The sequence below is a fragment of the Kitasatospora herbaricolor genome, assembly GCF_030813695.1.
Classification (GTDB): Bacteria; Actinomycetota; Actinomycetes; order Streptomycetales; family Streptomycetaceae; genus Kitasatospora; species Kitasatospora herbaricolor.
Genome location: NZ_JAUSVA010000002.1, coordinates 3,832,959 through 3,858,146, shown reverse-complemented (window position 1 = coordinate 3,858,146; position 25,188 = coordinate 3,832,959). Strand labels below are relative to the sequence as shown.

General features: G+C 68.8%; 34 protein-coding genes. 32 read left to right on the top strand and 2 right to left on the bottom strand.

What is annotated here, in order from left to right; all coding sequences use genetic code 11:
• The first annotated feature begins 7 nt into the window (after positions 1-7).
• Both J2S46_RS17195 and J2S46_RS17190 read left to right on the top strand, forming a co-directional pair.
• Positions 8-2,068 (top strand): hypothetical protein, encoded by a 2,061-nt coding sequence (locus tag J2S46_RS17195; protein ID WP_194506020.1) that lies wholly within the window; start codon positions 8-10, stop codon positions 2,066-2,068.
• A gap of 116 nt (positions 2,069-2,184) precedes the next feature.
• Positions 2,185-3,390, top strand: a complete 1,206-nt coding sequence (locus J2S46_RS17190; RefSeq protein ID WP_191289657.1) for an acyltransferase family protein — start codon at positions 2,185-2,187, stop codon at positions 3,388-3,390.
• 206 nt (positions 3,391-3,596) lie between these two features.
• Here J2S46_RS17190 and rfbC read toward each other — a convergent pair whose 3' ends face one another.
• Positions 3,597-4,199 carry a dTDP-4-dehydrorhamnose 3,5-epimerase gene (gene rfbC, locus J2S46_RS17185; protein WP_073924315.1) on the bottom strand — a complete coding sequence of 201 codons (603 nt, stop codon included), beginning with the start codon at positions 4,197-4,199 and terminating at the stop codon, positions 3,597-3,599.
• A complete protein-coding gene (gene rfbA / locus J2S46_RS17180; RefSeq protein WP_073924314.1) occupies positions 4,196-5,071 on the bottom strand; it encodes a glucose-1-phosphate thymidylyltransferase RfbA in 876 nt (291 codons plus the stop codon). Before rfbA ends, rfbC begins: the two co-directional genes overlap by 4 nt.
• Positions 5,072-5,153: 82 nt before the next feature.
• On the opposite strand from rfbA, the gene rfbB reads away from it, so the two are divergent.
• The 30 genes from rfbB (at position 5,154) to J2S46_RS17030 (ending at position 25,141) form a co-directional block, all read left to right on the top strand.
• Positions 5,154-6,131 (top strand): dTDP-glucose 4,6-dehydratase, encoded by a 978-nt coding sequence (gene rfbB, locus J2S46_RS17175; RefSeq protein ID WP_073924313.1) that lies wholly within the window; start codon positions 5,154-5,156, stop codon positions 6,129-6,131.
• Entirely contained in the window at positions 6,128-7,063 is a 936-nt protein-coding gene (gene rfbD, locus J2S46_RS17170) for a dTDP-4-dehydrorhamnose reductase (protein WP_191289658.1), read from the top strand. Before rfbB ends, rfbD begins: the two co-directional genes overlap by 4 nt.
• Positions 7,060-8,391: a lipopolysaccharide biosynthesis protein gene (locus tag J2S46_RS17165; protein WP_191289659.1), complete on the top strand. Its 1,332-nt coding sequence runs from the start codon at positions 7,060-7,062 to the stop codon at positions 8,389-8,391. The genes rfbD and J2S46_RS17165 overlap by 4 nt, the downstream gene beginning before the upstream one ends.
• 68 nt (positions 8,392-8,459) lie before the next feature.
• Complete coding sequence (locus J2S46_RS17160) at positions 8,460-9,149, top strand: glycosyltransferase family 2 protein (RefSeq protein ID WP_229912641.1); 690 nt, start codon at positions 8,460-8,462, stop codon at positions 9,147-9,149.
• Positions 9,146-9,538, top strand: a complete 393-nt coding sequence (locus tag J2S46_RS17155; RefSeq protein WP_073924310.1) for a DUF2304 domain-containing protein — start codon at positions 9,146-9,148, stop codon at positions 9,536-9,538. Before J2S46_RS17160 ends, J2S46_RS17155 begins: the two co-directional genes overlap by 4 nt.
• A gap of 3 nt (positions 9,539-9,541) precedes the next feature.
• Positions 9,542-10,450, top strand: a complete 909-nt coding sequence (locus J2S46_RS17150) for a glycosyltransferase family 2 protein (RefSeq protein WP_073924309.1) — start codon at positions 9,542-9,544, stop codon at positions 10,448-10,450.
• Between the two features lie 245 nt (positions 10,451-10,695).
• Positions 10,696-12,504 (top strand): hypothetical protein, encoded by a 1,809-nt coding sequence (locus tag J2S46_RS17145; protein ID WP_191289661.1) that lies wholly within the window; start codon positions 10,696-10,698, stop codon positions 12,502-12,504.
• Positions 12,505-13,044: 540 nt separating this feature from the next.
• On the top strand, positions 13,045-13,353 hold the full coding sequence (gene rpsJ, locus J2S46_RS17140; RefSeq protein WP_012785157.1) for a 30S ribosomal protein S10: 309 nt from the start codon (positions 13,045-13,047) through the stop codon (positions 13,351-13,353).
• Positions 13,354-13,367: 14 nt separating this feature from the next.
• Positions 13,368-14,015: a 50S ribosomal protein L3 gene (gene rplC, locus J2S46_RS17135; protein WP_073924307.1), complete on the top strand. Its 648-nt coding sequence runs from the start codon at positions 13,368-13,370 to the stop codon at positions 14,013-14,015.
• 4 nt (positions 14,016-14,019) lie between these two features.
• A complete protein-coding gene (rplD, locus tag J2S46_RS17130; protein ID WP_073924306.1) occupies positions 14,020-14,697 on the top strand; it encodes a 50S ribosomal protein L4 in 678 nt (225 codons plus the stop codon).
• On the top strand, positions 14,697-15,017 hold the full coding sequence (gene rplW / locus J2S46_RS17125; protein ID WP_073924305.1) for a 50S ribosomal protein L23: 321 nt from the start codon (positions 14,697-14,699) through the stop codon (positions 15,015-15,017). Before rplD ends, rplW begins: the two co-directional genes overlap by 1 nt.
• A gap of 43 nt (positions 15,018-15,060) precedes the next feature.
• A complete protein-coding gene (rplB, locus tag J2S46_RS17120; RefSeq protein WP_073924304.1) occupies positions 15,061-15,897 on the top strand; it encodes a 50S ribosomal protein L2 in 837 nt (278 codons plus the stop codon).
• An 11-nt stretch (positions 15,898-15,908) separates the two neighbouring features.
• Positions 15,909-16,190 (top strand): 30S ribosomal protein S19, encoded by a 282-nt coding sequence (gene rpsS / locus J2S46_RS17115; protein WP_030055821.1) that lies wholly within the window; start codon positions 15,909-15,911, stop codon positions 16,188-16,190.
• A 50-nt stretch (positions 16,191-16,240) separates the two neighbouring features.
• Complete coding sequence (rplV, locus tag J2S46_RS17110) at positions 16,241-16,588, top strand: 50S ribosomal protein L22 (RefSeq protein ID WP_033824229.1); 348 nt, start codon at positions 16,241-16,243, stop codon at positions 16,586-16,588.
• Positions 16,588-17,424, top strand: a complete 837-nt coding sequence (gene rpsC, locus J2S46_RS17105; RefSeq protein WP_073924303.1) for a 30S ribosomal protein S3 — start codon at positions 16,588-16,590, stop codon at positions 17,422-17,424. Before rplV ends, rpsC begins: the two co-directional genes overlap by 1 nt.
• 5 nt (positions 17,425-17,429) lie before the next feature.
• Entirely contained in the window at positions 17,430-17,849 is a 420-nt protein-coding gene (rplP, locus tag J2S46_RS17100; RefSeq protein ID WP_030055824.1) for a 50S ribosomal protein L16, read from the top strand.
• Positions 17,849-18,073, top strand: coding sequence for a 50S ribosomal protein L29 (gene rpmC, locus J2S46_RS17095; RefSeq protein ID WP_030055825.1), 225 nt, complete (start codon positions 17,849-17,851; stop codon positions 18,071-18,073). Before rplP ends, rpmC begins: the two co-directional genes overlap by 1 nt.
• Positions 18,073-18,351 carry a 30S ribosomal protein S17 gene (gene rpsQ / locus J2S46_RS17090; protein ID WP_073924302.1) on the top strand — a complete coding sequence of 93 codons (279 nt, stop codon included), beginning with the start codon at positions 18,073-18,075 and terminating at the stop codon, positions 18,349-18,351. Before rpmC ends, rpsQ begins: the two co-directional genes overlap by 1 nt.
• A 102-nt stretch (positions 18,352-18,453) precedes the next feature.
• Complete coding sequence (gene rplN, locus J2S46_RS17085) at positions 18,454-18,825, top strand: 50S ribosomal protein L14 (protein ID WP_035800854.1); 372 nt, start codon at positions 18,454-18,456, stop codon at positions 18,823-18,825.
• A 15-nt stretch (positions 18,826-18,840) separates the two neighbouring features.
• Positions 18,841-19,152: a 50S ribosomal protein L24 gene (gene rplX / locus J2S46_RS17080; protein WP_073924734.1), complete on the top strand. Its 312-nt coding sequence runs from the start codon at positions 18,841-18,843 to the stop codon at positions 19,150-19,152.
• Positions 19,152-19,730, top strand: coding sequence for a 50S ribosomal protein L5 (rplE, locus tag J2S46_RS17075; RefSeq protein WP_073924301.1), 579 nt, complete (start codon positions 19,152-19,154; stop codon positions 19,728-19,730). Before rplX ends, rplE begins: the two co-directional genes overlap by 1 nt.
• 7 nt (positions 19,731-19,737) lie before the next feature.
• Positions 19,738-19,923 carry a type Z 30S ribosomal protein S14 gene (locus J2S46_RS17070; RefSeq protein ID WP_030393303.1) on the top strand — a complete coding sequence of 62 codons (186 nt, stop codon included), beginning with the start codon at positions 19,738-19,740 and terminating at the stop codon, positions 19,921-19,923.
• Positions 19,924-20,194: 271 nt separating this feature from the next.
• Complete coding sequence (gene rpsH, locus J2S46_RS17065) at positions 20,195-20,602, top strand: 30S ribosomal protein S8 (protein ID WP_073924300.1); 408 nt, start codon at positions 20,195-20,197, stop codon at positions 20,600-20,602.
• Positions 20,603-20,624: 22 nt separating this feature from the next.
• The gene (gene rplF / locus J2S46_RS17060; protein WP_073924299.1) at positions 20,625-21,164 is read left to right on the top strand and encodes a 50S ribosomal protein L6; all 540 of its coding nucleotides are present in this window, start codon (positions 20,625-20,627) and stop codon (positions 21,162-21,164) included.
• Positions 21,165-21,167: 3 nt separating this feature from the next.
• Complete coding sequence (gene rplR, locus J2S46_RS17055) at positions 21,168-21,551, top strand: 50S ribosomal protein L18 (protein ID WP_073924298.1); 384 nt, start codon at positions 21,168-21,170, stop codon at positions 21,549-21,551.
• Positions 21,552-21,599: 48 nt separating this feature from the next.
• A complete protein-coding gene (gene rpsE, locus J2S46_RS17050) occupies positions 21,600-22,217 on the top strand; it encodes a 30S ribosomal protein S5 (RefSeq protein WP_073924297.1) in 618 nt (205 codons plus the stop codon).
• Positions 22,217-22,399, top strand: a complete 183-nt coding sequence (rpmD, locus tag J2S46_RS17045) for a 50S ribosomal protein L30 (RefSeq protein WP_073924296.1) — start codon at positions 22,217-22,219, stop codon at positions 22,397-22,399. The genes rpsE and rpmD overlap by 1 nt, the downstream gene beginning before the upstream one ends.
• A gap of 1 nt (position 22,400) precedes the next feature.
• Positions 22,401-22,853 carry a 50S ribosomal protein L15 gene (gene rplO / locus J2S46_RS17040; RefSeq protein ID WP_073924295.1) on the top strand — a complete coding sequence of 151 codons (453 nt, stop codon included), beginning with the start codon at positions 22,401-22,403 and terminating at the stop codon, positions 22,851-22,853.
• A 330-nt stretch (positions 22,854-23,183) separates the two neighbouring features.
• On the top strand, positions 23,184-24,494 hold the full coding sequence (gene secY / locus J2S46_RS17035) for a preprotein translocase subunit SecY (protein WP_073924294.1): 1,311 nt from the start codon (positions 23,184-23,186) through the stop codon (positions 24,492-24,494).
• Positions 24,494-25,141 (top strand): adenylate kinase, encoded by a 648-nt coding sequence (locus tag J2S46_RS17030; RefSeq protein WP_191289662.1) that lies wholly within the window; start codon positions 24,494-24,496, stop codon positions 25,139-25,141. The genes secY and J2S46_RS17030 overlap by 1 nt, the downstream gene beginning before the upstream one ends.
• Positions 25,142-25,188 lie beyond the last annotated feature (47 nt).

Here is a 25,188-nt window from a genome sequence, read left to right as displayed (position 1 = left end):
AGCCGTTGTGAGAAGTAGGAATGCCGAGAGATCGCCGGCGGAAAGGGCCGGCGGCCCGGCCGGTGCCCGGCGGTGGACCGTCCTGGCGGCGGCCGTGGCGGCGTCCTGGGTGCTGCCGATGGTGCTGAACGCCGTCAGCCTGGACGTGGTGCTGATCCCCGTCCTGGTGCTGGCGGTGGCGAGCCTGCTCCGGGTGGGCGGCGGCCTGCTGGACCGCCTGGTGGTCGCGGCCTTCGTCGTCTGCGGCTCGGTGATGGCCTTCGGCCTGCTGTTCTCGGTCTGGCCCTGGGGCCTGTCACCGGTTCCGATGATGGGCTTCCTGCTGACGGTCGTCTCCCTCGTCGGCTGGCTGGCCCGCCGGCGGCCGCACATCCCGCTGAAGCTGCGCGGCTCGGACGTCCTGGTGCTCGGCACCGCGGCCGTGGTCTGGAAGTACGTGCACCACCCGCTGGTCGGCAAGTCCGCCGCGGACCGGATCGCCTACTTCGCCACCGCCGAGGACCGGATGGGGCACTTCTCGTACTTCGACGGCATCCACCACGTCGGCGGCTACAACTTCCTCCACCAGGAGGCCGCCAGGACGTACATGATGACGCCGGCCGAGGCGGTCTACCCGCAGGGCACGCACTTCCTGCTGGCCTGGATCGACGTCCTGGTCAAGTCCTCGACCGACGGCGGCGCGGCCCTCGGCATGATGAACCGCTACCTCCTCTACGTGATGGCCGCCTACGCCCTGTTCTGCGCGGCGCTGGTCTGGGCCGCCCGCTGGGTGGGCGGCCCGCGACTGCGCGGCTGGCGCACGGCGGCGGTCTGCGCCACGGTGCTGTCGGTCATGCTGTCCGGCTCGATGGCGTTCCTGGTGGAGAAGGGCTTCGACTCGGAGACGGTCGGCCTGCTGTTCCTCACCGTGGCCCTGGCCCTGCTGCTGCGACCGGCGATGGGCCGGGCCGAGTTCGCCCTGGTCGGGGTGGCCGCCCTGGTCGCCGTCACCTTCGTCTACAACCTCTACGGCGTCCTGGTGGGCATAGCGCTCGCCTCGGTGCTGGTCGTCCACCGGCGCCGGTTCGCGGCCAGGCGCGGGCTGCTGCTCGGCGCGCTCGCCGCCGGCGCCCTCGTCGCGGGGCTGCCCACCGTCTTCTCCGTGCTGACCAAGCTGGACGTGGCGAAGACCTCGAACCTCGCCGGGCCGATGGTCATCCCCGACCGTCCGGTCCTGATCGGCTGCACCCTGCTCGTCCTGGTGGCCGCCGCGCTGCCGGTGAACCGCCGCACCGCCACCGGCCGGACGGTGCTCGCGCTGGTGCTGGGCGCCGGCCTGGTGCTCGCGGTCTTCGGGTTCTGGCAGATGCACACCATCGGCTACCTCTCGTACTACTTCGAGAAGCTGGCGGCCGGCGTCCTGGTGATCGCGCTGATCTCGATGGGCATGGTCGGGCTGATGCTCCTGCCGGGAGAGCGGACCAAGGGCCCGCTGCTGCGGCGCCGGGCCGAGCGCCTGGGGCTCTCGGCAGTGGCCACCGCGGCGGCGCTCAGCATGTTCGCCGGCGTCCAGTGGGGGGTGCCCTCCGGGTGGAGCAAGCCCTCCGCCTGGTACGACAGCCCGATGGTGAAGTGGGCTAAGGGCGAGAACGGCAGCGACATGGGCCCGGCCGCCAACCTCCTCACCAAGCGCGACCTCAAGGGCGTCACCACGCCGGTGATCGCGCTGTACAGCAACGACTCGTACCACAACCTCAAGTCGACCTTCATCGCCCAGCTCCTCACCCACCAGGGCGGCAACATGGTGGGGCTGTACGAGATCTTCTACGTCAAGATCGGCGGCCCCGCGGTGCCGCCGAAGGACAAGGAGAAGCCGGCCGACAAGGACAAGACCGAGGCGGAGAAGGCGGCCGACCGTGAGAAGGAGTACCAGTCCTCACTCGGCCACCTGAAGACGGCCATCGCCAGCTGCCCGTCCGCGCCGACCATCCTGGTGGGCGACGCCAAGGTGGCGGAGCGCCTGAAGCACGACCTCGGCTCGGCCGGGGTGCAGGCGACCGTGGTGGACGCGCCCTTCCCGAGCAGCTGACCCTCGCCGGTCCGCGTCGACGGCCCGCCTCGTTCCCTGGGACGAGGCGGGCCGTCCGTGTTCGCCCGACCTCGGCCGGGTCGGATCGGGATCTGTCGGATGGCTACTATGCTCCGATGACAGCCAGCACGCGCAGTGGACAGGCCGCCCTCGGGCCGCGAGGAGCTCGGGGGAGACGTATCGCGCTGCTCGACGGTCTGCGCCTGGTGGCCGCGCTCATGGTGGTGTTCCACCACTACGTCGGGTACGGGGGCGGGAACACCGCCTCGGACAGCGCCTGGGGCCGGCCCGCCAACACCGTCTTCCACGGCGGTGCGGCGGTGGGGATCTACCTGTGGACCGGCATCTGCCTCTTCTTCCTCATCAGCGGCTTCGTCATCTGCATGAGCAGCTGGGGTCGGGGCCTTGCCGACTTCGCCAAGTCCCGGTTCATCCGCCTGTACCCGGCGTACTGGTTCGCGGTGTTCGCGACCACCGCGGTCCTGATGTGCTGGCCCCTGGTGCGGCGGCCGCTGGGCGTCTTCGACGTGCTGGCCAACCTGACGATGCTGCAGACCGCCTTCCACGTCGACGGCGTGGACGCCGCCTACTGGACGCTCTGGACCGAGATGCAGTTCTACCTGCTCTTCGCGATCGTCGTCTGGAAGGGCGTCACGTACCGCCGGGTGGTGATCTTCTGCTGCCTGTGGACGGTCGCCAGCTTGCTCACCGACTACATCCAGGTGACGCCCCTCGACGAGATCGTCGTCTCCTCGACCTCGTCGTTCTTCATCGCCGGCCTCGGGTTCTACCTGATGCACCGGTTCCGGCCGAACCTCCTGCTGTGGGGGATCGTCGGGATCTCCTGGATCCTCTCGACGCGCTACGCGCTGAACCACCAGCGCGACGTGTCCGCGGTGCTCGGGCTGGACGTCCCGCTGTGGCCGGCCGTCCTCCTGGTCAGCCTCGCCTATCTGGTGATGGCCGCCGTGGCACTGGGCTGGGGCGGGACGGGGCGGATCCGGTGGCGCTGGCTCACCGTCGCCGGAGCCCTCACGTATCCCCTGTACCTGCTGCACGAGGCCATCGGGTGGACGGCGATCCGGTTGCTGCGTCCCCACCTGAGCCCCTGGCCCTCGGTGGCCCTGGTGACCGCGTCGATGCTGGTGGCCGCCTGGCTGGTGCACCGCCTCGTGGAGCGGCCGCTGGCCCCGCGGCTCAAGGACGGGATGACCCGGGCCATCAGGGACTTCAGGGGGACCCCGGCCGCCGCGCCGGCACCCGTGGGTGCGACCCTCCCCGCCCAGGGCGACCCGGCCCCGGAGTCCGTGGTGGCCGGGTAGCCCGGGCCGCCGAGGCCGTGGCCCGGGTTCCGGCGGCAAGTGTCGGCCGGTCGGGCGGCTCGGGTGCGCGCGGGCGCGGGTCGGCATGATTCTGGTCACATCGCCCTGCCGCCGGCGGGCGCCCCGAGCCGTCCGGCCGCCGGAACGACCGGAGCCCCCGCCCCTCTTCGGGGGCGGGGGCTCCGGTGCGCCGGAACGGCGGTCGGTCAGTTCTGCTCGTCCAGCGAGGCGGTGAAGGCCTTGCAGGCCTCGTAGTCCGGCAGCAGGCCGGTCGCGATCGCGTCGGCGAGCGAGGGCGCGGCCTCGTCGCGGGCGGAGAGCAGCGGCAGGTCGGCCGGCCACTCGATGCCCAGGTCGGGGTCGAGCGGGTGGACCGAGTGCTCGCCGGTCGGGTTGTACGTCTCCGAGCACAGGTAGGAGAGCGTGGCGTCGTCGCTCAGCGCGCAGAAGCCGTGGCCGAGGCCCTCGGGGATGTAGACGGCGCGGCGGTCGACGTCGTCGAGCCGCACGCCCTCCCAACGGCCGAAGGTGGGGGAGCCCACCCGCAGGTCCACGATCACGTCCAGGACGGCGCCGCGCACGCAGGTCACGTACTTGGCCTGGCCGCGCGGCACGTCGGCGAAGTGGATGCCGCGGACCACGCCGCGGGAGGAGACCGAGAGGTTCGCCTGGGCGAGCCGCAGCGGGTGGCCGACGACCTCCGCCAGCCGGTCGAAGCGGTACCACTCGGTGAACAGGCCGCGCGGGTCGCCGTGCAGCTGCGGCGTGACCTCGATCAGGCCTTCGATGCTCAACTCACGGAACTTCACCGGGCGTTCTCCTCGTCGAGCAGGGCGATCAGGTACTGGCCGTAGCCGCTCTTCAGCAGCGGGACGGCGAGCTCACGGAGCTCGTCGGAGCTGATCAGGCCGGCCCGCCAGACGGCCTCCTCGATGCAGCCGATCTTGAAGCCCTGGCGCTCCTCGATGACCCGGACGAACTCCGAGGCCTGCACCATCGACACGAAGGTGCCGGTGTCGAGCCAGGCGGTGCCGCGATCCAGGATCGTGACGTTCAGCTCGCCCTTCTGCAGGTAGGCGTCGTTGACCGCGGTGATCTCCAGCTCGCCGCGGGCGCTGGGCTTCAGGCCGCGGGCGATCTCGACGACCTGGTTGTCGTAGAAGTACAGGCCCGGCACGGCGTACCGCGACTTCGGGTGCTCGGGCTTCTCCTCGATGGAGATCGCCTGGCCGTTCTCGTCGAACTCCACCACGCCGTACGCGGTGGGATCGGCCACCGGGTAGGCGAAGACCCGGCCGCCGGCCGCGTCGGTGTGCTCGGCGAGCCTGGTGCCCAGGCCGCTGCCGTGGAAGATGTTGTCGCCGAGGATCAGCGCCACGGACTCGTCACCGATGAAGTCGGCGCCCAGGACGAAGGCCTGGGCGATGCCCTCGGGGCGCTCCTGGACGGCGTACTCGAGGCGCAGGCCGAACTGCGAGCCGTCGCCGAGCAGCCGCTCGAACTGCTCCCGGTCGGCCGGGGTGGTGATGATGAGGATCTCGCTGATTCCCGCCATCACGAGGGTAGAGAGCGGGTAGTAGATCATCGGCTTGTCGAAGACCGGCAGGAGCTGCTTCGAGACAGCTCGGGTCAGGGGCCAGAGTCGTGATCCGGTGCCGCCTGCCAAGAGAATTCCACGCATGCGTGCACCTTATGCGAGACGCGAGGGGCTGGTGAGGGCCAGGTCGGTGCGGGCGTCCGGCCGACGGTAGACTGCGCACACTATGCGCATTCTCGTGACCGGCGGTGCCGGCTTCATCGGTTCTGAGTTCGTCCGCCAGCTGCTGGGCACGGACGCCACCGACCAGATCACTGTCTTCGACAAGCTCACCTACTCGGGCGTCGAGGCCAACCTGGCGTCCGTGGCGGGCCACAGCGGCTACACCTTCGTCAAGGGCGACATCTGCGACGTCGACGCCGTCGACCAGGTCATGCCGGGTCACGACGTCGTCGTGCACTTCGCCGCCGAGTCCCACGTGGACCGCTCCATCGCGGGTGCCGGCCCCTTCGTGCTGACCAACGTGGTCGGCACCCAGGTGCTGCTGGACGCCGCGCGCAAGCACCGCGTGGGCCGCTTCGTGCACATCTCCACCGACGAGGTGTACGGCTCGATCAGCGAGGGCTCCTGGACGGAGGAGTGGCCGCTGGTCCCGAACTCCCCGTACTCGGCCTCCAAGGCCTCCTCCGACCTGCTGGCGCTGGCCTACCACCGCACGCACGGCATGGACGTGGTGGTGACCCGCTGCTCCAACAACTACGGGCACTACCAGTTCCCGGAGAAGGTCATCCCGCTCTTCACCACCAACCTGATCGACGGCAAGAAGGTGCCGCTGTACGGCGACGGCGGCAACGTCCGCGACTGGCTGCACGTCTCCGACCACTGCCGGGCCATCGAGATGGTGATGCGCGGCGGCCGCGCCGGCCAGGTCTACAACATCGGCGGCGGCACCGAGGCCACCAACAAGGAGCTCACCGGCCTGCTGCTGGAGGCGGCCGGCGCGGGCTGGGACATGGTCGAGCACGTCGAGGACCGCAAGGGCCACGACCTGCGCTACTCCATCGACATCAGCAAGATCCGCGAGGAGCTCGGCTACGAGCCCCAGGTGCGCTTCGAGGACGGCCTCGCGGCCACCATCGCCTGGTACCGCGAGAACCGCGACTGGTGGGAGCCGCTGAAGACGAAGGCGGCCCTGGCCCAGTGACCGCCAACTCCTCGGACACCGTGCGCTGGCTCGTCACCGGCGCCGCCGGGATGCTCGGCCGGGACCTGCTGGCCGAGCTCGCCGCCGACCCGCGCGCCGAGGTCACCGCCCTCGGGCGGGCCGACCTCGACATCACCGACCCGGACGCGGTGCTCGCCGCCGTCCAGGGCCACGACGTGGTCGTGAACTGCGCGGCGTGGACCGACGTCGACGGCGCCGAGAGCGCCGAGGAGGCCGCCACCGCCGTCAACGGCGCCGGTGTCCGCAACCTCGCCGCGGCCTGCGCCAAGACCGGCGCCCGGCTGCTGCACGTCTCCACCGACTACGTGCTGCCCGGTGACGCCACCGAGCCGTACGCCGAGGACGCCCCGACCTCCCCGGTCAACGCCTACGGGCGCAGCAAGCTGGTGGGCGAGCAGGCCGTCGCGGAGCTTCTCCCGGAGACCGGCTACACCGTCCGGACCGCCTGGCTGTACGGCCAGCACGGCCCGAACTTCGTCGCCACCATGCTCAAGCTCGCCGCCCAGCGCGACAGCCTGGACGTGGTCGAGGACCAGCACGGACAGCCGACCTGGTCCTCGGCGCTGGCCCGGCAGCTGGTCGCGCTGGGCACCGCCGCCCTCGCCGGGCGGGCCCCCGCGGGGGTCTACCACGGCACCGGCGGCGGCCGGACCACCTGGTTCGGCCTGGCCCGCGAGACCTACCGGCTGGCCGGCCTGGACCCGGAGCGGATCCGTCCGACCGATTCCACGGCCTTCGTCCGGCCCGCCGTCCGCCCGGCCTTCAGCGTCCTGGCGCACGGCCGCTGGGCGCAGGCCGGCCTCGCCCCCCTCCCCGCCTGGCGCGACCAGCTGGCGGAGGCACTGGGCACCCCTGTGTTCACCGAACTGGCCCTCGCGGCCCGGACCACCGAGAGCGGCAGACCTCAGTGAAGAACCCGCTGGCCAAGGTAGCCGCCGCGCTGCCGCCGGGAACCCTGGCGGTGGCCGGCGGCACCGTGGTGCTCGGAGCCGCGTCGTACGTCCACCTCGGTGTGGCCGGGCACAGCCTCACGACCGACCAGATGGCCAACGTCTCGCTGCTGTGGACGATCGTGATGTCCATCGGCATCGGCGTCTTCTTCCCGATCGAGCAGGAGCTCACCCGGATCGTCGCCGCCCGGGCCGCGCTCGGCCACGGCGCCGGCCCGGTGCTGCGCCGCGCGACCGTGCTGACCGCCGGCATCCTCGGCCTCACCCTGGCGGCCCTGGCCGCCGCCGCCGGGCCGATCGCCGACGGGCTCTTCCGGGGTGACAAGGCCCTGGTGGCCGCCCTGGGCGCGGCCTTCTTCGGGATGGCCGTCTGCTACCTCACCCGCGGCGTGCTGGCCGGCCTCGGCCGGTTCGGCGCGTACGGCACCCAGCTGGGTCTCGACGGCGGGCTGCGGATCGTGCTGGCCTTCGGCTGCGCGGCCTTCGGCGTGCGGTCGGCGCTGGCCTTCAGCCTGATCCTCGCGGTCGCCCCGGTGATCGCGGTGCTGGCCACGCTGCCGCCGCTGGTGCGGGCGGTCAAGCCCGGGCCGGCGATCGCCTGGCGGGACCTCTGCGGCGGTCTCGGCCTGCTGATCTGCTCCACGCTGCTCTCCCAGGTGGTGGTGAACGCCGCGGTGCTGAGCACCAAGCTGCTCGCCCCCACCGACTCGGCACTGATCGCGGCCCTGCTGAACGCCCTGGTGCTGGCCCGGGTGCCGCTGTTCGTCTTCGGTTCGCTGCAGGCCTCGCTGCTGAACGGCCTGTCGGCCGCGCTGGCGGTGGGGGACCGCGCCGCGTTCTCCGGCATGCTGCGCAAGATCGGCGCCGTGGTGGGCCTGCTGGGCCTGCTCGGCGGCATCCCCGCGGTGGTGCTCGGCCCGTGGCTGATCCAGGTGCTGTTCGGCGCCGAGCCGGTGCTCGGCTGCCTCGACTTCTTCTGGATGTCCGCCGGCACGGTGGCGTACATGTTCGCGATGGTGCTCGGCCAGGCGCTGATGGTATTCAAGCGTCACAACCTCCAGCTGCTCTGCTGGGCCGCTGGCACACTGGTACTTCTCGGCGTCACGTTCGTGCCCGGCGACGTGGCCACCCGGGTCGTGCTGGCCTACGCGCTGGGCTCGCTGGCGACCGTCATCGGTATGCTGGCCGCCCTCAGGCGGAGCTTCCCCGACCGGACCGCGCCGGGCACGGTCGAGCCCGCGCACGAGTCCGCCCCGAGCCCTCTGGGCGCGGGTGTGGTCGGCGAATGACCGCCCCCGCCCCCGACATACGGCCTGCCGCGCGCACGCGCGGGCCCTACCCCGACCATGGAGCCCCCGTGTCCCAATACGACGATGTCTGGCTGGTGATCCCGGCCTACAACGAAGGCCAGGTGATCGCCGACGTTGTGGAGGGAGCGCGCAAGACGTTCCCGAATATCGTCGTCGTCGACGACGGCAGCGCGGACGACTCCGCGAAGCACATCATGACCACCGGCGCCCACCTGGTGCGCCACCCGGTCAACCTCGGTCAGGGCGCGGCGCTGCAGACCGGTCTCGCGTACGCGCTGGCCCAGCCGGGCGCGCAGTACTTCGCCACCTTCGACGCGGACGGGCAGCACCAGACCGCCGACGTCGAGAAGATGGTCGCGCTGCTCAGGGAGGGCCAGACCGACGTCGTGCTGGGCTCCCGCTTCATCGAGCAGAACGGCCAGGTGCCGTGGATCAAGCGCGTGGTGCTGCGCACCGCGGCCACGGTCAGCCCCACGGCACGCAAGCTCAAGCTCACGGACGCGCACAACGGTCTGCGGGTGCTGAACCGCGAGGCGGCCTCCCGCGTGCGGATCACCATGAACGGCATGGCCCACGCGTCGGAGATCGTCAGTTTCCTGGCGGGTTCCGACCTGCGGGTCGCCGAGCTGCCGGTGGACATCCTGTACACCGACTACTCACGCGCCAAGGGTCAGTCCCTGATCAACGGCGTCAACATCATCTTCGACATCTCGCTGCGGGAGCGTGGCCGCCGATGAACTACCTCTGGATCCAGCTGCTTCTCATCCTGGGCTCGGTCACCCTCGCCTTCATGTTCATCCGGCGCTGGGACGCCGCGAACACCCGGGCCTGGAAGCGCATCGCCTTCTCGGTGTTCGTGGTCGTGAACATCTACGCGGTGCTGCGTCCGACCGACGTGACCTGGGTCGCCCACAAGCTCGGCGTCGGCCGCGGCACCGACCTGGTGCTGTACGGCATGGTGCTCGGCATGGGCTTCCTGACCCTCAACACCTTCCTGCGGTTCCGCTCGCTGGAGAAGAAGCTCACCGACCTGGCGCGGACGGTGGCGATCAACGAGGGCGCCCGGCTCAACGAGGAGCGTTTCGACCTCGACGCGCCGGCCCCCGCCACCGCCACGAAGGCCTGATCCATGGTCACCTTCGACGTCATGCTGCCGTACTACGGCGACGTGGCACTGATGCAGGACGCCGTGCGCAGCGTCCTGGCCCAGACCGACCCGGACTTCCGGCTCACCGTCGTCGACGACGGCAAGGAGCCGGAGGTCCCGGGGTGGTTCGCCGAGCTCGGGGACGAGCGCGTGCGGTACCTGCGCAACGAGCAGAACCTCGGCATCACGAAGAACTTCCAGAAGTGCGTGGAGCTCTCCGAGCACGGCCACGTGGTGATCATGGGGTGCGACGACCTGCTGCACCCGCACTACCTGGCCACCGTCCGGGAGATCCTCAAGGAGTACCCGGACGCCGGCATGGTCCAGCCCGGGGTCGAGGTGATCGACGGCAACGGCGTGGTGGGCTCCAGCCTGGCCGACGCCACCAAGCGCCGGATCTACGCCCCCAACGTGGCCGGCCGCCGGGTGATGGGCGGGGAGGAGCTGGCCGCCAGCGTGCTGCGCGGCAACTGGCTGTACTTCCCCTCCATCTGCTGGAAGGGCGACGCCCTGCGGGCGGTCAACTTCCGGGACGACTACTCGGTCATCCAGGACCTCGCCCTGGTGGTCGACCTGCTGGAGCTGGGCGAGCAGATGGTGATCGACACGACCACCACGGTGTTCCAGTACCGCCGGCACGCGGTCAGCGAGTCCTCCGTCCAGGCGTTCTCGGGCACCCGGTTCACCGAGGCCGAGCGCTACTTCGCGGCGGTGGCCGAGCGGATGGACGCGCGGGGCTGGCCGAAGGCGGCGCGCGCGGCGCGCTTCCACAGCGCCTCGCGCCTGCACGCCCTGACGATGCTCCCGGGCGCCCTGCGCCGGGGACAGCGCGACGGCGCGCGCACCCTCGCGCGCCACGCCCTCACCCAGGGCCAGCGCACCAACGGCTGACCCGCCCGCCCGGGACGGCGGAGCGCGCGGCGGGGAGTGGATCCCCGCCGCGCGCTCCGGCGCCCGGGCAGGGCGGGCAGAGCCGTCTCAGCCCGTCGGTCGACGGGACCGGGGCCGTACACTCTCGCGTGAACAGGCCCCCGGACGGTGGATCGCGCCCGTCCGGCCCCCGTGGCGGGGACCCGTAGTCGACCTGAATGCCAACCAGTATGGGAAGTGCATCGGTGCAGCCGGTATCCGAATCCGTGGATGTGCCCGAGGCGGGCGGCGAATCCGGCCGGCACCGCGACGGGGCGCGGACCGACGACGGCCCGGACGACCGTCCGACGCTGCCCGGGTGGGTGCTGCGGCTCGCCTCCCACCGCCGGTTCCCGGCCTTCGCGTTGCTGGCCGGCTACCTCGGCCAGGTGCTGTTCCGGCTCTCCCTGGTGCTGCACAACAGCTACCCCTCGGTGCACGCGGACGAGGCCTCGTACCTGGTGATCGCCCGGGTCTTCGCCGGCGGCTCCAGCACCGAGATGCCCGTCGGGGTGGTGATCCCCGGCGGCTACCCCCTGCTGCTCGCGCCGGCGCTCCGGCTCGGTGGCAACCCGGTCACCGCCTACCACCTGGTGATGGGCACCAACGCCCTGGTCAACGCCCTGGTGTTCCCGCTGGCCTTCCTGGCGCTGCGCCGGCTCGGCCTGCCGCGGCTGCTGTCCTTCCTGATCGGCACCGCCGCGGCGCTGCTGCCGCCGGTGATCTTCTACTCCGAGTTCGCGATGTCGGACACGGTCTTCCCGGTGATCCTGCTCTGCTGGCTGCTCACCATGCACGGCTGGCTCTCGGACGGCTCCCTGCGCCGGCGGGCGCTGTTCGGTGCCGGGACGGGCCTGGCGGCCGGCTACGCGCTGGCCACCCACGACCGCGGCGGGGTGGTGGTCGCGCTCACGGCGCTGGTGCTGCTCGGCGCGCTGGTGTTCGGCTGGGCACCGCGCCGGGCGACGCTGGTCGCCGTCGCCGCGCTGGGCGTGACGGTGCTGGGCGCCAGGCTGATGGCGTCCTACGTGGAGTCCCGCTTCAAGGACAGCCCGCCCAGCTCGGTCGGCACGCAGGTGCTGGACAACCTGCTGAACACCGAGGTCCTCGGCCGGACGCTGACCCGGACCACCGGCCAGTTCTGGTACTTCATGACCTCCTCCTGGGGCTTCGGCGCGCTGGCCCTGGCGTTCTGCCTCTTCGCGGTGTTCAGCTCCCGCGTCGCGCGGGCCTCCCGGGTGGTCGCGTTCGTCATGGTCGCCGCGATGGTCGGGATAGCGCTGGCCTCGGCGGCGGGCCTCGGCGACGGCGACCGGCTCGACAACTGGATCTACGCCCGCTACCTGGCCCCGCTGGTGCCGGTGTACTTCCTGGTGGGGGCGGCGGTGCTGTACCGCTGCCGGCCCAAGGACACCCTGCGCCTGGCGCTGGCCGGCGGCCTGCTGGCGGTGGTCAGCGCCGAGGTGGTCATGCAGTACGCCGGCGGCGCGCTGCGCACCACCAACATCATCCCGTGGGCGATGCCCGACGCGCTGTTCCTGGCCTCGGAGTGGACCGGGCTGCACATGTGGCGCACCATGGCCGGCGCCTTCCTGGTGCTGGGGCTGTGCGTGCTGATGCGGGTCGCCGGCGGGCGCCGGGTGATGTGGGCGCTGACCGCCTCGCTCTGCGCCTTCGCGCTGTACGCGACCTCCACGGTCAGCGACAACGTTGCGGAGAAGCACGCCAAGGACCGCAGGTACGAGGCCACCGGCTTCACCAAGGACGCCGGGATCCGCAAGGGCGACAGCGTGGTGCTGGGCGACGACGTGGAGTGGGGCCTGCGGATGGCGCAGGCCTACGAGGTGTACTGGGGCCGGGTCTGGACCCAGGACCTGAAGGACGGCGGCACCCCCAGGGCGGGCGCGACGGCGGTGCTGCTGAAGCTGCCCGAGCCCTACGCCACGCCGGAGTCGAGCTGGCCGGGCGCGCCGGCCGGCTGGGAGGTCGACCGGGTGAGCATCAAACACAGCTGGGTGCTCTGGCGCAAGCGCTGAGGCGCCGGCCGGGGCCGGCCCATCGGGGATGGTCGGGGTCGGTCGGGGTCGGTCGTTCGGGGCCGGTGAGGAACGCCTCACCGGCCCCGATTGGCTTATCGGGTGCGAGCTGTGGCAGTATGTCCAAGTTGCTCGGTTGAGTTGCCGATGCTGCGCGCCTCCCGCCGGGAGGACCGGAAGCGAGTCCCACGTACTCGTCGTTCCCGTGATGGCCGTTCATGTGGTCCGCCTCAGCCCCCTGGGTGAAGGTGTGGGCCGCAGTGGTGTGTAAGCGACACCGCGGCAGCTGCGGGGCGGACGTACGGGAATCTTCCGGGAAGCGTGAGCAGGGCCTCGACCCGGTATCTGGTGGGTGCAAGACCTCCACCGACCCGCAGGAATCCGCAGGGAGTGATCTCTGGTGGATTTTTTGCAAGCACGAGGGCGACACGCCCGACCGCGTGGGTCGGAGGTAACCACCCAGGGGTACCACCGGACCAATCCACCCGGATGACTCCGGCCGCAGAAGCATCAGACGACACAAAGGACTACTGAGTAGCCATGGCGGGACAGAAGATCCGCATCCGGCTCAAGGCCTACGACCACGAGGTGATTGACTCCTCGGCGAAGAAGATCGTCGAGACCGTCATTCGCACTGGTGCGCAGGTCGCGGGCCCGGTGCCGCTGCCCACTGAGAAGAACGTCTACTGCGTCATCCGCTCGCCGCACAAGTACAAGGACTCGCGCGAGCACTTCGAGATGCGCACCCACAAGCGTCTGATCGACATCCTCGACCCGACCCCGAAGACCGTTGACTCGCTGATGCGCCTCGACCTTCCGGCCGGCGTCGACATCGAGATCAAGCTCTGAGAGGCGCGACGAAGATGGCAAAGCAGATTAAGGGCATCCTGGGCGAGAAGCTCGGCATGACCCAGGTCTGGGACGAGAACAACCGGATCGTTCCGGTGACCGTCGTCAAGGCCGGGCCCAATGTCGTGACCCAGGTCCACACCGCTGACAGCGCTGCCGGCTACGACGCCGTGCAGATCGGCTTCGGCGAGATCGACCCCCGCAAGGTGAACAAGCCCCTCGCGGGTCACTTCGCCAAGGCCGGTGTCACCCCGCGCCGCCACCTGGTCGAGCTGCGTACCTCGGACGCGTCCGAGTACACCCTCGGCCAGGAGATCACCGCCGAGCTGTTCGAGGCGGGTGTCAAGGTCGACGTGACCGGCACCTCCAAGGGCAAGGGCTTCGCCGGTGTCATGAAGCGTCACAACTTCAAGGGCCTCGGCGCCGGTCACGGCGTGCAGCGCAAGCACCGTTCGCCCGGCTCGATCGGTGGCTGCGCCACCCCGGGTCGCGTGTTCAAGGGCATGAAGATGGCCGGCCGGATGGGCCACGAGCGCGTGACCACCCAGAACCTGACCGTCCACGCCGTTGACGCGGAGAAGGGGCTGCTCCTCATCAAGGGCGCAATCCCGGGTCCGAACGGCGGCCTCGTCCTCGTCCGCACCGCGGCGAAGGGGCTGTGAGGATATGAGCACCATTGACATCCTGTCGCCCTCGGGCGACAAGACCGGAAGCCTTGAGCTGCCGGCCGAGATCTTCGACGCCAAGGTCAGCGTTCCGCTGATGCACCAGGTCGTCGTGGCGCAGCTCGCTGCGGCCCGTCAGGGCACCCACAAGGTCAAGTCTCGTGGCGAGGTCCGCGGTGGCGGTCGCAAGCCGTACCGCCAGAAGGGCACCGGCCGCGCCCGTCAGGGCTCGACCCGCGCTCCGCAGTTCGTCGGCGGTGGCGTCGTCCACGGTCCCGTTCCGCGTGACTACTCGCAGCGGACCCCGAAGAAGATGATCGCCGCCGCTCTGCGTGGCGCGCTCACCGACCGGGCCCGCCACAACCGCATCCACGTCGTCACTGACGTGGTCGCGGTCGAGGCGCCGTCGACCAAGGCCGCCAAGGGTCTGTTCGGCAAGATCACCGAGCGCAAGAACATCCTCCTCGTCGTCGAGCGTGCCGACGAGCTGGGTCTCAAGAGCGCCCGCAACCTGCCGAACGTCCACATCCTGGACGCCGGTCAGCTGAACACCTACGACGTGCTCGTCTCCGACGATGTGGTCTTCACCCAGGCTGCTTTCGAGCGTTTCGTGGCGGGTCCCGCCGCGTCCGCCAAGGCTGTGGCTGCTGAGGGCGAGCTCGAAGGGAGCGCCGCCTGATGGCTGCAGAGATCACGAGCAAGACGTTCACGGACCCCCGTGACGTTCTGGTGAAGCCGGTCATCTCCGAGAAGAGTTACGCGCTCCTCGACGAGAACAAGTACACGTTCGTCGTGTCGCCGGGCGCCAACAAGACCCAGATCAAGCAGGCCGTCGAGGCGGTCTTCTCGGTCAAGGTCGAGTCGGTCAACACGCTCAACCGTCAGGGCAAGCGCAAGCGCTCCAAGACGGGCTTTGGCAAGCGCAAGGACACCAAGCGCGCCATCGTGACGCTGGCCGAGGGCAACCGCATCGACATCTTCGGGGGTCCGGTCTCCTAACGGAGACTCGGATCGTCGATAAGGACGAGGACGAGAGAGCCAAATGGGCATCCGCAAGTACAAGCCGACTACGCCGGGCCGTCGTGGCTCCAGCGTGGCCGACTTCGTAGAGATCACGCGGTCCACGCCGGAGAAGTCGCTGGTTCGCCCCCTGCACAGCAAGGGCGGCCGTAACAACGCCGGTCGTATCACCGCTCGCCACCAGGGTGGCGGACACAAGCGCGCCTACCGCGTGATCGACTTCCGTCGTCACGACAAGGACGGCGTGCCGGCCAAGGTCGCACACATCGAGTACGACCCCAACCGCACTGCGCGCATCGCGCTCCTGCACTACGCGGACGGCGAGAAGCGCTACATCATCGCCCCGCGCGGTGTCGGCCAGGGCGACCGGATTGAGAACGGCCCCGCGGCCGACATCAAGCCCGGCAACAACCTGCCGCTGCGCAACATCCCGGTCGGTACCACCATCCACGCGGTGGAGCTGCGCCCGGGCGGCGGTGCCAAGATGGCCCGCTCCGCCGGTGCCGGCATCCAGCTGCTGGCGCGTGAGGGCAAGATGGCGCACCTGCGCATGCCCTCCGGTGAGATCCGCCTGGTGGACGCGCGCTGCCGCGCGACCGTCGGCGAGGTCGGCAACGCCGAGCAGTCGAACATCAACTGGGGCAAGGCCGGCCGTATGCGCTGGAAGGGCGTTCGCCCGACCGTGCGTGGTGTGGCCATGAACCCGATCGACCACCCGCACGGTGGTGGTGAGGGTAAGACCTCCGGTGGTCGCCACCCGGTCTCGCCGTGGGGCCAGAAGGAGGGTCGCACTCGTAGCCCGAAGAAGGCTTCGAACGCTCTCATCGTGCGCCGCCGCAAGACCAACAAGAAGCGCTAGGAGCAGGTCAGATGCCGCGCAGTCTCAAGAAGGGCCCCTTCATCGACGGCCACCTTCTCAAGAAGGTGGACGCGCAGAACGAGGCGGGTACCCAGAACGTCATCAAGACCTGGTCCCGTCGCTCCGTGATCTTCCCGGCCATGCTCGGCCACACGATCGCGGTCCACGATGGCCGTAAGCACGTCCCGGTGTTCGTCACCGAGTCGATGGTCGGCCACAAGCTCGGCGAGTTCGCGCCGACGCGTACCTTCCGCGGTCACGTCAAGGACGACCGCAAGTCGAAGCGTCGCTAGTCGCCAGCGAGATTACCGACTCAATGACTTACACCAGCAAGGGGACAACCATGGAAGCCAGGGCCCAGGCGCGGTACATCCGCGTCACGCCCATGAAGGCCCGCCGCGTGGTGGACCTCATCCGTGGCCTGAACGCCACGGAGGCCCAGGCGGTCCTGCGTTTCGCTCCGCAGGCCGCTACCGTGCCGGTCGGCAAGGTGCTCGACAGCGCCATTGCCAACGCCGTGCACAACTACAACCACAACAACGTGGACGACCTCGTCATCAGCGAGGCGTACGTTGACGAGGGCCCGACCCTGAAGCGGTTCCGTCCGCGCGCCCAGGGCCGTGCCTACCGGATCCGCAAGCGGACCAGCCACATCACCGTGGTCGTCAGCAGCAAGGAAGGGACCCGGTAATGGGCCAGAAGGTTAACCCGCACGGGTTCCGTCTCGGCATCAGCACGGACTTCAAGTCCCGCTGGTACGCCGACAAGCTGTACTCGGACTACGTCAAGGAAGACGTTGCCATTCGTCGCATGATGACGAAGGGCATGGAGCGCGCCGGCATCTCGAAGGTTGAGATCGAGCGCACCCGCGACCGCGTCCGGGTCGACATCCACACCGCTCGCCCCGGCATCGTCATCGGTCGCCGTGGCACCGAGGCCGACCGCATCCGCGGCGACCTCGAGAAGCTGACCGGCAAGCAGGTCCAGCTGAACATCCTCGAGGTCAAGAACCCCGAGCTGGACGCCCAGCTCGTGGCTCAGGGCGTCGCGGAGCAGCTGTCCTCCCGCGTGTCGTTCCGCCGTGCCATGCGCAAGTCGATGCAGGGCACCATGAAGTCCGGCGCCAAGGGCATCAAGGTCCAGTGCTCCGGTCGTCTCGGCGGCGCCGAGATGAGCCGTTCGGAGTTCTACCGCGAGGGCCGTGTGCCGCTGCACACCCTTCGCGCGAACGTCGACTACGGCTTCTTCGAGGCCAAGACGACCTTCGGTCGTATCGGCGTCAAGGTCTGGATCTACAAGGGCGACGTCAAGAACATCGCCGAGGTCCGCGCCGAGAACGCTGCTGCCCGCTCGGGCAACCGCCCGGCCCGCAACGACGCCCGCCCCGCGCGCGGCGGCGAGCGCGGTGGCCGTGGTGGCGAGCGCGGTGGCGCCCGTGGTGGCGCCCGTCGTCCCCAGAACACCGAGGCTCCGGCCGCGGCTGTGACGGAGACGCCGGCTGCCGAGAGCACCGGAACGGAGGCCTGACCGTCATGCTGATCCCCCGTCGGGTCAAGCACCGCAAGCAGCACCACCCGAAGCGCCGTGGCGCTGCCAAGGGTGGCACCGAGCTCGCCTTCGGCGAGTACGGCATCCAGGCCGTCACCCCGGCCTACGTGACGAACCGGCAGATCGAGTCCGCTCGTATCGCCGTCACCCGTCACATCAAGCGTGGCGGCAAGGTCTGGATCAACATCTACCCGGACCGTCCGCTCACCAAGAAGCCGGCCGAGACCCGCATGGGTTCCGGTAAGGGTTCGCCCGAGTGGTGGATCGCGAACGTGCACCCGGGTCGGGTCATGTTCGAGCTGTCGTACCCCAACGAGAAGGTGGCTCGTGAGGCGCTGACCCGCGCAGCTCACAAGCTCCCGATGAAGTGCCGGATCATCCGGCGCGAGGCAGGTGAGAGCTGATGTCGGCCGGCACCAAGGCTGCTGAGCTTCGCGAGCTGGACAACGAGGGTCTCGTTGCCAAGCTCCGTGAGGCCAAGGAGGAGCTGTTCAACCTCCGCTTCCAGGCGGCGACCGGGCAGCTCGACAACCACGGACGGCTCAAGCTCGTCCGTAAGGACATCGCGCGGATCTACACCCTGATGCGCGAGCGCGAGCTGGGCATCGAGACGGTGGAGAACGCCTGATGACTGAGAACACCACCAACGAAGAGACGCGCGGCTTCCGCAAGACCCGTGAGGGTCTCGTCGTCAGCGACAAGATGGACAAGACCGTCGTCGTCGCCGTCGAGGACCGCGTCAAGCACGCTCTGTACGGCAAGGTCATCCGCCGTACGAACAAGCTGAAGGCGCACGACGAGGCAAACGCCTGCGGCATCGGCGACCGGGTCCTCCTCGCGGAGACCCGCCCGCTGTCCGCGACGAAGCGCTGGCGCGTCGTCGAGATCCTCGAGAAGGCCAAGTAACGAAGTTGATGCGGTACGGCCGTATGTGCAGCGGGCCCCTCGCGGGCGCCGGTGTGAGCAGCGGCCGGCCCGTCAGCTCTCGTTGACGATCAGGAGAAAGCTGTGATCCAGCAGGAGTCGCGACTGCGTGTCGCCGACAACACGGGCGCGAAGGAAATCCTTTGCATCCGCGTTCTCGGTGGTTCCGGTCGCCGCTACGCCGGTATCGGGGACGTCATTGTCGCGACCGTCAAGGACGCGATCCCCGGTGGCTCGGTGAAGAAGGGTGACGTCGTCAAGTGCGTCATCGTCCGCACCGTGAAGTCGCGCCGTCGTCCCGACGGTTCGTACATCCGGTTCGACGAGAACGCCGCGGTCGTTCTGAAGAACACCGACGGTGACCCCCGTGGCACCCGCATCTTCGGCCCGGTGGGCCGCGAGCTGCGCGACAAGAAGTTCATGAAGATCATCTCGCTTGCGCCGGAGGTGCTCTAACCCATGGCGAACAGCATGAAGATCAAGAAGGGTGACCTGGTTCAGGTCATCACCGGCAAGGACCGCGGCAAGCAGGGCAAGGTCATTCAGGCCATGCCCGCCGAGAACAAGGTCCTCGTCGAGGGTGTGAACCGGGTCAAGAAGCACACCAAGCCCGGCCAGGGCACTCAGGGTGGCATTGTCACCGTCGAGGCCCCGGTGCACGTCTCCAACGTGCAGCTGGTCGTCGAGAAGGACGGCAAGAAGGTCGTCACTCGCGTTGGTTACCGCTTCGATGACGAGGGCAACAAGATCCGCGTTGCCAAGCGAACCGGTGAGGACATCTGATGTCTGAGACGACCATCGAGAACGTTGAGAAGGTGGCCCCCCGCCTCAAGGAGCGTTACAACTCCGAGATCAAGGGCCAGCTCAAGGAGGAGTTCTCCTACGAGAACGTCATGCTGATCCCCGGCCTGGTCAAGGTCGTGGTCAACATGGGTGTGGGCGAGGCCGCCCGCGACTCCAAGCTGATCGAGGGCGCGATCCGCGACCTCACCGCCATCACCGGCCAGAAGCCGGCGGTGACGAAGGCTCGCAAGTCCATCGCGCAGTTCAAGCTGCGCGAGGGCCAGCCGATCGGCACCCACGTCACCCTCCGTGGTGACCGCATGTGGGAGTTCCTGGACCGTCTGGTGTCGCTGGCCCTGCCGCGTATCCGTGACTTCCGCGGTCTCTCCCCCAAGCAGTTCGACGGCCGTGGCAACTACACCTTCGGTCTGACCGAGCAGGTTATGTTCCACGAGATCGACCAGGACAAGGTCGACCGTCAGCGCGGTATGGACATCACCGTCGTGACCACCGCTCAGACCGACGACGAGGGCCGGGCGCTCCTGCGCGCTCTGGGCTTCCCGTTCAAGGAGGCGTGAGCCGCACATGGCGAAGAAGTCCCTCATCGCGAAGGCCGAGCGCAAGCCGAAGTTCGGCGTGCGGGCCTACACCCGGTGCCAGCGCTGCGGTCGTCCGCACTCGGTGTACCGCAAGTTCGGCCTCTGCCGTGTGTGCCTCCGTGAGATGGCCCACCGCGGCGAGCTGCCGGGCGTGACCAAGAGCTCCTGGTAGTCCAGGACCCGCTGGTAACGCCATAGCGAAGCAGTGGTGCCCGATCCCACACGGCCCTTTTTTGGGGCTGCGTACGGAATCCCGTAAGGTAGTGGGGTCGGGCCCCCTGTCGCGGCAGCTCCGTAGCTGCCGTCGACCCTCTTCGGAGGGCTCGCACCCAGTCTTACTAACGCCGCAGGTCCCCTGCGTCTGTGCCCCTGTCGCACTCCTCGGAGTGCGGCGGGGGGACCTGGCGCGGAGAAACCACGGCGAGAGAGGCCTGAGGCCCATCATGACCATGACCGACCCCATCGCAGACATGCTCACGCGTCTGCGTAACGCGAACTCGGCGTACCACGACACCGTGGCGATGCCGGCCAGCAAGATCAAGGCGCACGTCGCCGAGATCCTGCAGCAGGAGGGCTACATCTCCTCCTGGAAGGTTGAGGAGCCGCAGGAGAACGAGGTCGGCAAGAAGCTGACCATCGAGCTCAAGTTCGGCCCCAACCGTGAGCGCTCGATCGCTGGCATCAAGCGGATCAGCAAGCCGGGCCTGCGGGTCTACGCAAAGTCCACCAACCTGCCGAAGGTGCTCGGCGGCCTGGGCGTGGCGATCATCTCCACGTCTTCCGGTCTCCTCACTGACAAGCAGGCCGCCAAGAAGGGCGTAGGCGGAGAAGTTCTCGCCTACGTCTGGTAATTCGGGAAACGGAGGTACAGCAATGTCGCGCATTGGACGGCTGCCCATCCCGGTTCCCGCCGGCGTGGACGTCACCATCGATGGCCAGGCGGTCTCGGTGAAGGGCCCCAAGGGCTCCCTCACCCACGTTGTCGCCGCGCCGATCGAGATCGGCAAGGGCGAGGACGGCACTCTGCTCGTCACCCGCCCGAACGACGAGCGTCTGTCGAAGGCCCTTCACGGCCTTTCCCGCACGCTGGTGGCGAACATGATCACCGGCGTGACCGCGGGCTACCGCAAGTCGCTGGAGATCAGCGGTGTTGGTTACCGAGTCGCAGCGAAGGGCTCCAACATGGAGTTCCAGCTCGGCTACAGCCACCCGATCCTGATCGAGGCCCCGGAGGGCATCACCTTCGTGGTCGAGTCGCCCACCAAGTTCCACGTGGACGGGATCGACAAGCAGCTGGTCGGCGAGGTTTCCGCCAAGATCCGCAAGCTTCGTAAGCCCGACCCGTACAAGGCCAAGGGCGTTAAGTACGCGGGCGAGGTCATCCGCCGCAAGGTCGGAAAGAGCGGTAAGTAAGCCATGAGTCTTTCTGTCAAGATCGGCAAGGGCAACGGCTACAAGAACGCTGCCCGCAAGCGCCGCGCCATCCGCGTTCGCAAGCGCGTCACCGGCACCGAGGTTCGTCCTCGTCTCGTCGTGACCCGCTCGAACCGGCACATGGTCGCCCAGGTCATCGACGACGCCAAGGGTCACACCCTCGCGTCGGCGTCCACTCTCGACGTGTCCATCAAGGGCGTCGAGGGCGACAAGACCGAGCTGGCCAAGAAGGTCGGAAGCCTGGTCGCCGAGCGCGCCAAGGCCGCCGGCATCGAGTCGGTCGTCTTCGACCGCGCGGGTAACCGCTACGCAGGCCGCATCGCCGCTCTGGCCGATGCTGCCCGTGAGGCCGGGCTCGACTTCTAAGCCGCTCGTCGGCTCTGTCGACGGACGTAAACGAGAGAGGTAATTCCAATGGCTGGACCCCAGCGCCGCGGTAGCGGCGCCGGCGGCGGCACCGGCGGTGGCGAGCGGCGTGACCGCAAGCGTGACGGCGGCGCCCCCGTCGTCGAGAAGAGCGCTTACGTCGAGCGTGTCGTCGCGATCAACCGTGTCGCCAAGGTTGTCAAGGGTGGTCGTCGTTTCAGCTTCACCGCGCTGGTCGTGGTGGGCGACGGTGACGGCACCGTAGGTGTCGGCTACGGGAAGGCGAAGGAGGTTCCGGCCGCCATCGCCAAGGGTGTTGAGGAGGCCAAGAAGAACTTCTTCAAGGTCCCCCGTATCCAGGGCACCATCCCTCACCCGATCCAGGGCGAGAAGGCTGCCGGCGTCGTGCTCCTGAAGCCGGCTGCCCCCGGTACCGGTGTTATCGCCGGTGGCCCGGTGCGTGCCGTCCTGGAGTGCGCCGGCATCCACGACATCCTGTCGAAGTCGCTCGGCTCGGACAACGCGATCAACATCGTGCACGCCACGGTGGCCGCTCTGAAGGGCCTCGTGCGCCCCGAGGAGATCGCCGCCCGTCGTGGTCTGCCGCTGGAGGACGTGGCTCCCGCCGCTCTGCTGCGGGCGCGTGCTGCCGGGGTGAGTGCCTGATGGCTCGCCTCAAGATCACGCAGACCAAGTCCTACATCGGTAGCAAGCAGAACCACCGTGACACCCTTCGTTCGCTTGGTCTCAAGCGGATGAACGACGTGGTCGTGAAGGAGGACCGTCCCGAGATCCGCGGGATGGCCCAGACTGTCCGTCACCTCGTCACGGTCGAGGAGGTTGACTGACATGGCGGACTCTCCGCTGAAGGTCCACAACCTGCGTCCTGCCCCGGGTGCCAAGACCGCCAAGACCCGTGTCGGTCGTGGTGAGGCGTCCAAGGGTAAGACCGCCGGTCGTGGTACCAAGGGCACCAAGGCCCGCTACCAGGTTCCGCAGCGCTTCGAGGGTGGCCAGATGCCCCTCCACATGCGCCTGCCGAAGCTGAAGGGCTTCAAGAACCCCTTCAAGATCACCTTCCAGGTGGTCAACCTCGACAAGCTGGCCGAGCTCTACCCGCAGGGTGGAGAGGTCACCGTCGAGGACCTGGTCGCCAAGGGCGCGGTTCGCAAGAACTCGCTCGTCAAGGTGCTCGGCACCGGCGACATCTCGGTCGCGCTGCAGGTTTCGGTTGACGCCGTCTCCGGCTCCGCCGCCGAGAAGATCACCGCCGCCGGCGGCACCGTCACCGAGCTCATCTGAGCCCGCTGACACCCGGGCCCCGCACTTCCCGCAAGGGAGGTGCGGGGCCCGTCGCATTTCCCGGCGCACCCTCCGGTGCTCCGGACACGGATTTCTCATCCGGAACCGGCAAGTCTTTTGTATGGCAAAACCGGTCATCCCGTACCCCATGCGTGGGGGAGGGGCGGCACGCGCTTCTGTCGAGTGGCCGTGCACTGTTAGAGTCCGTGGAGTTCCCTTGTAGGCTCGCGCAGCTCTGTCCGCGCCCGTCCGCCGGGGAGCGAGAAGGCAAACTCCCCCCATCAGGACCGACCCTCCCGCCGACGACGCGCGGGAGGCGCAGGAGGCACCGTGCTCAGTGCGTTCGCGCGGGCGTTCCAGACGCCCGACCTGCGCAAGAAGCTGCTGTTCACGCTGGGCATCATGGTGCTGTTCCGGCTGGGTGCGCACATCCCCGTCCCCGGGGTCAGTTTCACAGCAGTGAATGCCTGTTTGGACCAGACCAAGACCAGCGGCCTGTTCGGCCTCGTCAACCTGTTCAGCGGCAACGCGCTGCTGCAGCTGACGATCTTCGCCCTCGGCATCATGCCGTACATCACGGCCAGCATCATCCTCCAGCTCCTCACCGTCGTGATCCCGCGACTCGAGGCGCTGAAGAAGGAGGGCCAGGCCGGTACCGCGAAGATCACCCAGTACACCCGCTACCTGACCATCGCGCTCGCCGTGCTCCAGGGCACCGGCATCGTCGCGACGGCCTCCAGCGGCGCGCTGTTCTCGGGTTGCACCTTCGCCAACGAGATCGTCCCGGACACCTCGGTGTTCCGGATCGCGGTCATGGTCATCACGATGACCGCCGGCACCTCGGTGATCATGTGGCTCGGCGAGCTCATCACCGACCGCGGCATCGGCAACGGCATGTCCATCCTGATCTTCACCTCCATCGCGGCCGGCTTCCCCGGCTCGATGTGGGCGATCAAGAAGTCGGGCACCATCGGTGGCGGCTGGGTGGAGTTCTTCTCCGTCATCGCGGTCGGCGTGATCGTTGTGATGCTGGTCATCTTCGTGGAGCAGGCGCAGCGCCGGATCCCGGTCCAGTACGCGAAGCGGATGATCGGGCGCCGCGCCTTCGGCGGCACCTCGACCTACATCCCGCTGAAGGTGAACCAGGCCGGTGTCATCCCGGTCATCTTCGCCTCGTCGCTGCTGTACATCCCGGCCCTGCTGGTGCAGCTGACCAGCAGCCAGGCCGGCTGGGCCACCTGGATCAGGACGAACTTCGTCAAGGGCGACCACCCGATCTACATGGCGACCTACTTCCTGCTGATCGTCTTCTTCGCCTTCTTCTACGTCGCGATCTCCTTCAACCCCGAAGAAGTTGCGGACAATATGAAGAAGTATGGTGGCTTCATCCCGGGGATCCGGGCCGGCCGACCGACGGCCGAGTACCTGAACTACGTGCTTACCCGCATCACGTGGCCGGGTTCGCTCTACCTGGGCCTGATCGCGTTGATCCCGATGATCGCCCTGGTCGCCTTCGGACAGCAGACCAACTTCCCGTTCGGCGGCACCAGCGTGCTCATCGTCGTCGGCGTCGGACTCGAAACTGTTAAGCAGATCGAGAGCCAGCTCCAGCAGCGCAATTACGAAGGGTTCCTCCGCTGATGCGTATCGTCCTCGTCGGACCTCCCGGGGCCGGGAAGGGTACTCAGGCGCACCTGCTCGCCAAGACCCTGTCCATCCCCCACATCTCCACCGGCGACCTGTTCCGCGCCAACATCGGCCAGCGCACCCAGTTGGGGCTCGAGGCCAAGAGCTACATGGACGCGGGCCGCCTGGTGCCGGATGAGGTCACCATCGGCATGGCCAAGGACCGGATGGCCCAGCCGGACGCCGCGAACGGCTTCCTGCTCGACGGCTTCCCGCGCAACCTTGCCCAGGCCAAGGCGCTCGACGAGATCCTCGTCGAGTGGGGCATCGCCCTCGACGGCGTGCTCGACCTGGAGGTCCCCGAGGACGAGGTCGTCAAGCGCATCGCCGGTCGCCGGCTGTGCCGCAACGACGGTGGCCACGTGTTCCACGTGGACTACAACCCGCCCGCGAACGAGGGCGTGTGCGACGAGTGCGGCGGGGAGCTGTACCAGCGCTCCGACGACACCGAGGACAAGGTGCGGACCCGGCTGGAGGTCTACCACACGGAGACCGAGCCGATCATCGACTACTACGCGCAGCAGGGCCTGGTCGCGACCATCCCCGCGCTCGGCAAGGTGGACGAGGTCACCCAGCGTGCGATCGAGGCGCTGAAGAAGTAGCGAGCGGGCCCCGGCGCGAGCCGGGCCCGACCGACGTGCGTACGGCC

Excerpts from the sequence above, each read along its gene's own strand:
- rfbA (WP_073924314.1), bottom strand. The coding sequence starts at position 5,071 with ATGCGTGGAATTCTCTTGGCAGGCGGCACCGGATCACGACTCTGGCCC.
- rpsQ (WP_073924302.1), top strand. The coding sequence starts at position 18,073 with ATGACTGAGAACACCACCAACGAAGAGACGCGCGGCTTCCGCAAGACC.
- rplR (WP_073924298.1), top strand. The coding sequence starts at position 21,168 with ATGAGTCTTTCTGTCAAGATCGGCAAGGGCAACGGCTACAAGAACGCT.
- rplW (WP_073924305.1), top strand. The coding sequence starts at position 14,697 with ATGGCTGCAGAGATCACGAGCAAGACGTTCACGGACCCCCGTGACGTT.
- rpsE (WP_073924297.1), top strand. The coding sequence starts at position 21,600 with ATGGCTGGACCCCAGCGCCGCGGTAGCGGCGCCGGCGGCGGCACCGGC.
- rpsJ (WP_012785157.1), top strand. The coding sequence starts at position 13,045 with ATGGCGGGACAGAAGATCCGCATCCGGCTCAAGGCCTACGACCACGAG.
- rfbB (WP_073924313.1), top strand. The coding sequence starts at position 5,154 with ATGCGCATTCTCGTGACCGGCGGTGCCGGCTTCATCGGTTCTGAGTTC.
- rpsC (WP_073924303.1), top strand. The coding sequence starts at position 16,588 with ATGGGCCAGAAGGTTAACCCGCACGGGTTCCGTCTCGGCATCAGCACG.
- J2S46_RS17070 (WP_030393303.1), top strand. The coding sequence starts at position 19,738 with ATGGCGAAGAAGTCCCTCATCGCGAAGGCCGAGCGCAAGCCGAAGTTC.
- rpmC (WP_030055825.1), top strand. The coding sequence starts at position 17,849 with ATGTCGGCCGGCACCAAGGCTGCTGAGCTTCGCGAGCTGGACAACGAG.
- rplF (WP_073924299.1), top strand. The coding sequence starts at position 20,625 with ATGTCGCGCATTGGACGGCTGCCCATCCCGGTTCCCGCCGGCGTGGAC.
- rpsS (WP_030055821.1), top strand. The coding sequence starts at position 15,909 with ATGCCGCGCAGTCTCAAGAAGGGCCCCTTCATCGACGGCCACCTTCTC.
- J2S46_RS17030 (WP_191289662.1), top strand. The coding sequence starts at position 24,494 with ATGCGTATCGTCCTCGTCGGACCTCCCGGGGCCGGGAAGGGTACTCAG.
- rplE (WP_073924301.1), top strand. The coding sequence starts at position 19,152 with ATGTCTGAGACGACCATCGAGAACGTTGAGAAGGTGGCCCCCCGCCTC.
- rplC (WP_073924307.1), top strand. The coding sequence starts at position 13,368 with ATGGCAAAGCAGATTAAGGGCATCCTGGGCGAGAAGCTCGGCATGACC.
- J2S46_RS17155 (WP_073924310.1), top strand. The coding sequence starts at position 9,146 with ATGAACTACCTCTGGATCCAGCTGCTTCTCATCCTGGGCTCGGTCACC.
- rpmD (WP_073924296.1), top strand. The coding sequence starts at position 22,217 with ATGGCTCGCCTCAAGATCACGCAGACCAAGTCCTACATCGGTAGCAAG.
- rplD (WP_073924306.1), top strand. The coding sequence starts at position 14,020 with ATGAGCACCATTGACATCCTGTCGCCCTCGGGCGACAAGACCGGAAGC.
- rplV (WP_033824229.1), top strand. The coding sequence starts at position 16,241 with ATGGAAGCCAGGGCCCAGGCGCGGTACATCCGCGTCACGCCCATGAAG.
- J2S46_RS17190 (WP_191289657.1), top strand. The coding sequence starts at position 2,185 with ATGACAGCCAGCACGCGCAGTGGACAGGCCGCCCTCGGGCCGCGAGGA.
- rplX (WP_073924734.1), top strand. The coding sequence starts at position 18,841 with ATGAAGATCAAGAAGGGTGACCTGGTTCAGGTCATCACCGGCAAGGAC.
- rplP (WP_030055824.1), top strand. The coding sequence starts at position 17,430 with ATGCTGATCCCCCGTCGGGTCAAGCACCGCAAGCAGCACCACCCGAAG.
- rpsH (WP_073924300.1), top strand. The coding sequence starts at position 20,195 with ATGACCATGACCGACCCCATCGCAGACATGCTCACGCGTCTGCGTAAC.
- J2S46_RS17150 (WP_073924309.1), top strand. The coding sequence starts at position 9,542 with ATGGTCACCTTCGACGTCATGCTGCCGTACTACGGCGACGTGGCACTG.
- rplB (WP_073924304.1), top strand. The coding sequence starts at position 15,061 with ATGGGCATCCGCAAGTACAAGCCGACTACGCCGGGCCGTCGTGGCTCC.
- rplO (WP_073924295.1), top strand. The coding sequence starts at position 22,401 with ATGGCGGACTCTCCGCTGAAGGTCCACAACCTGCGTCCTGCCCCGGGT.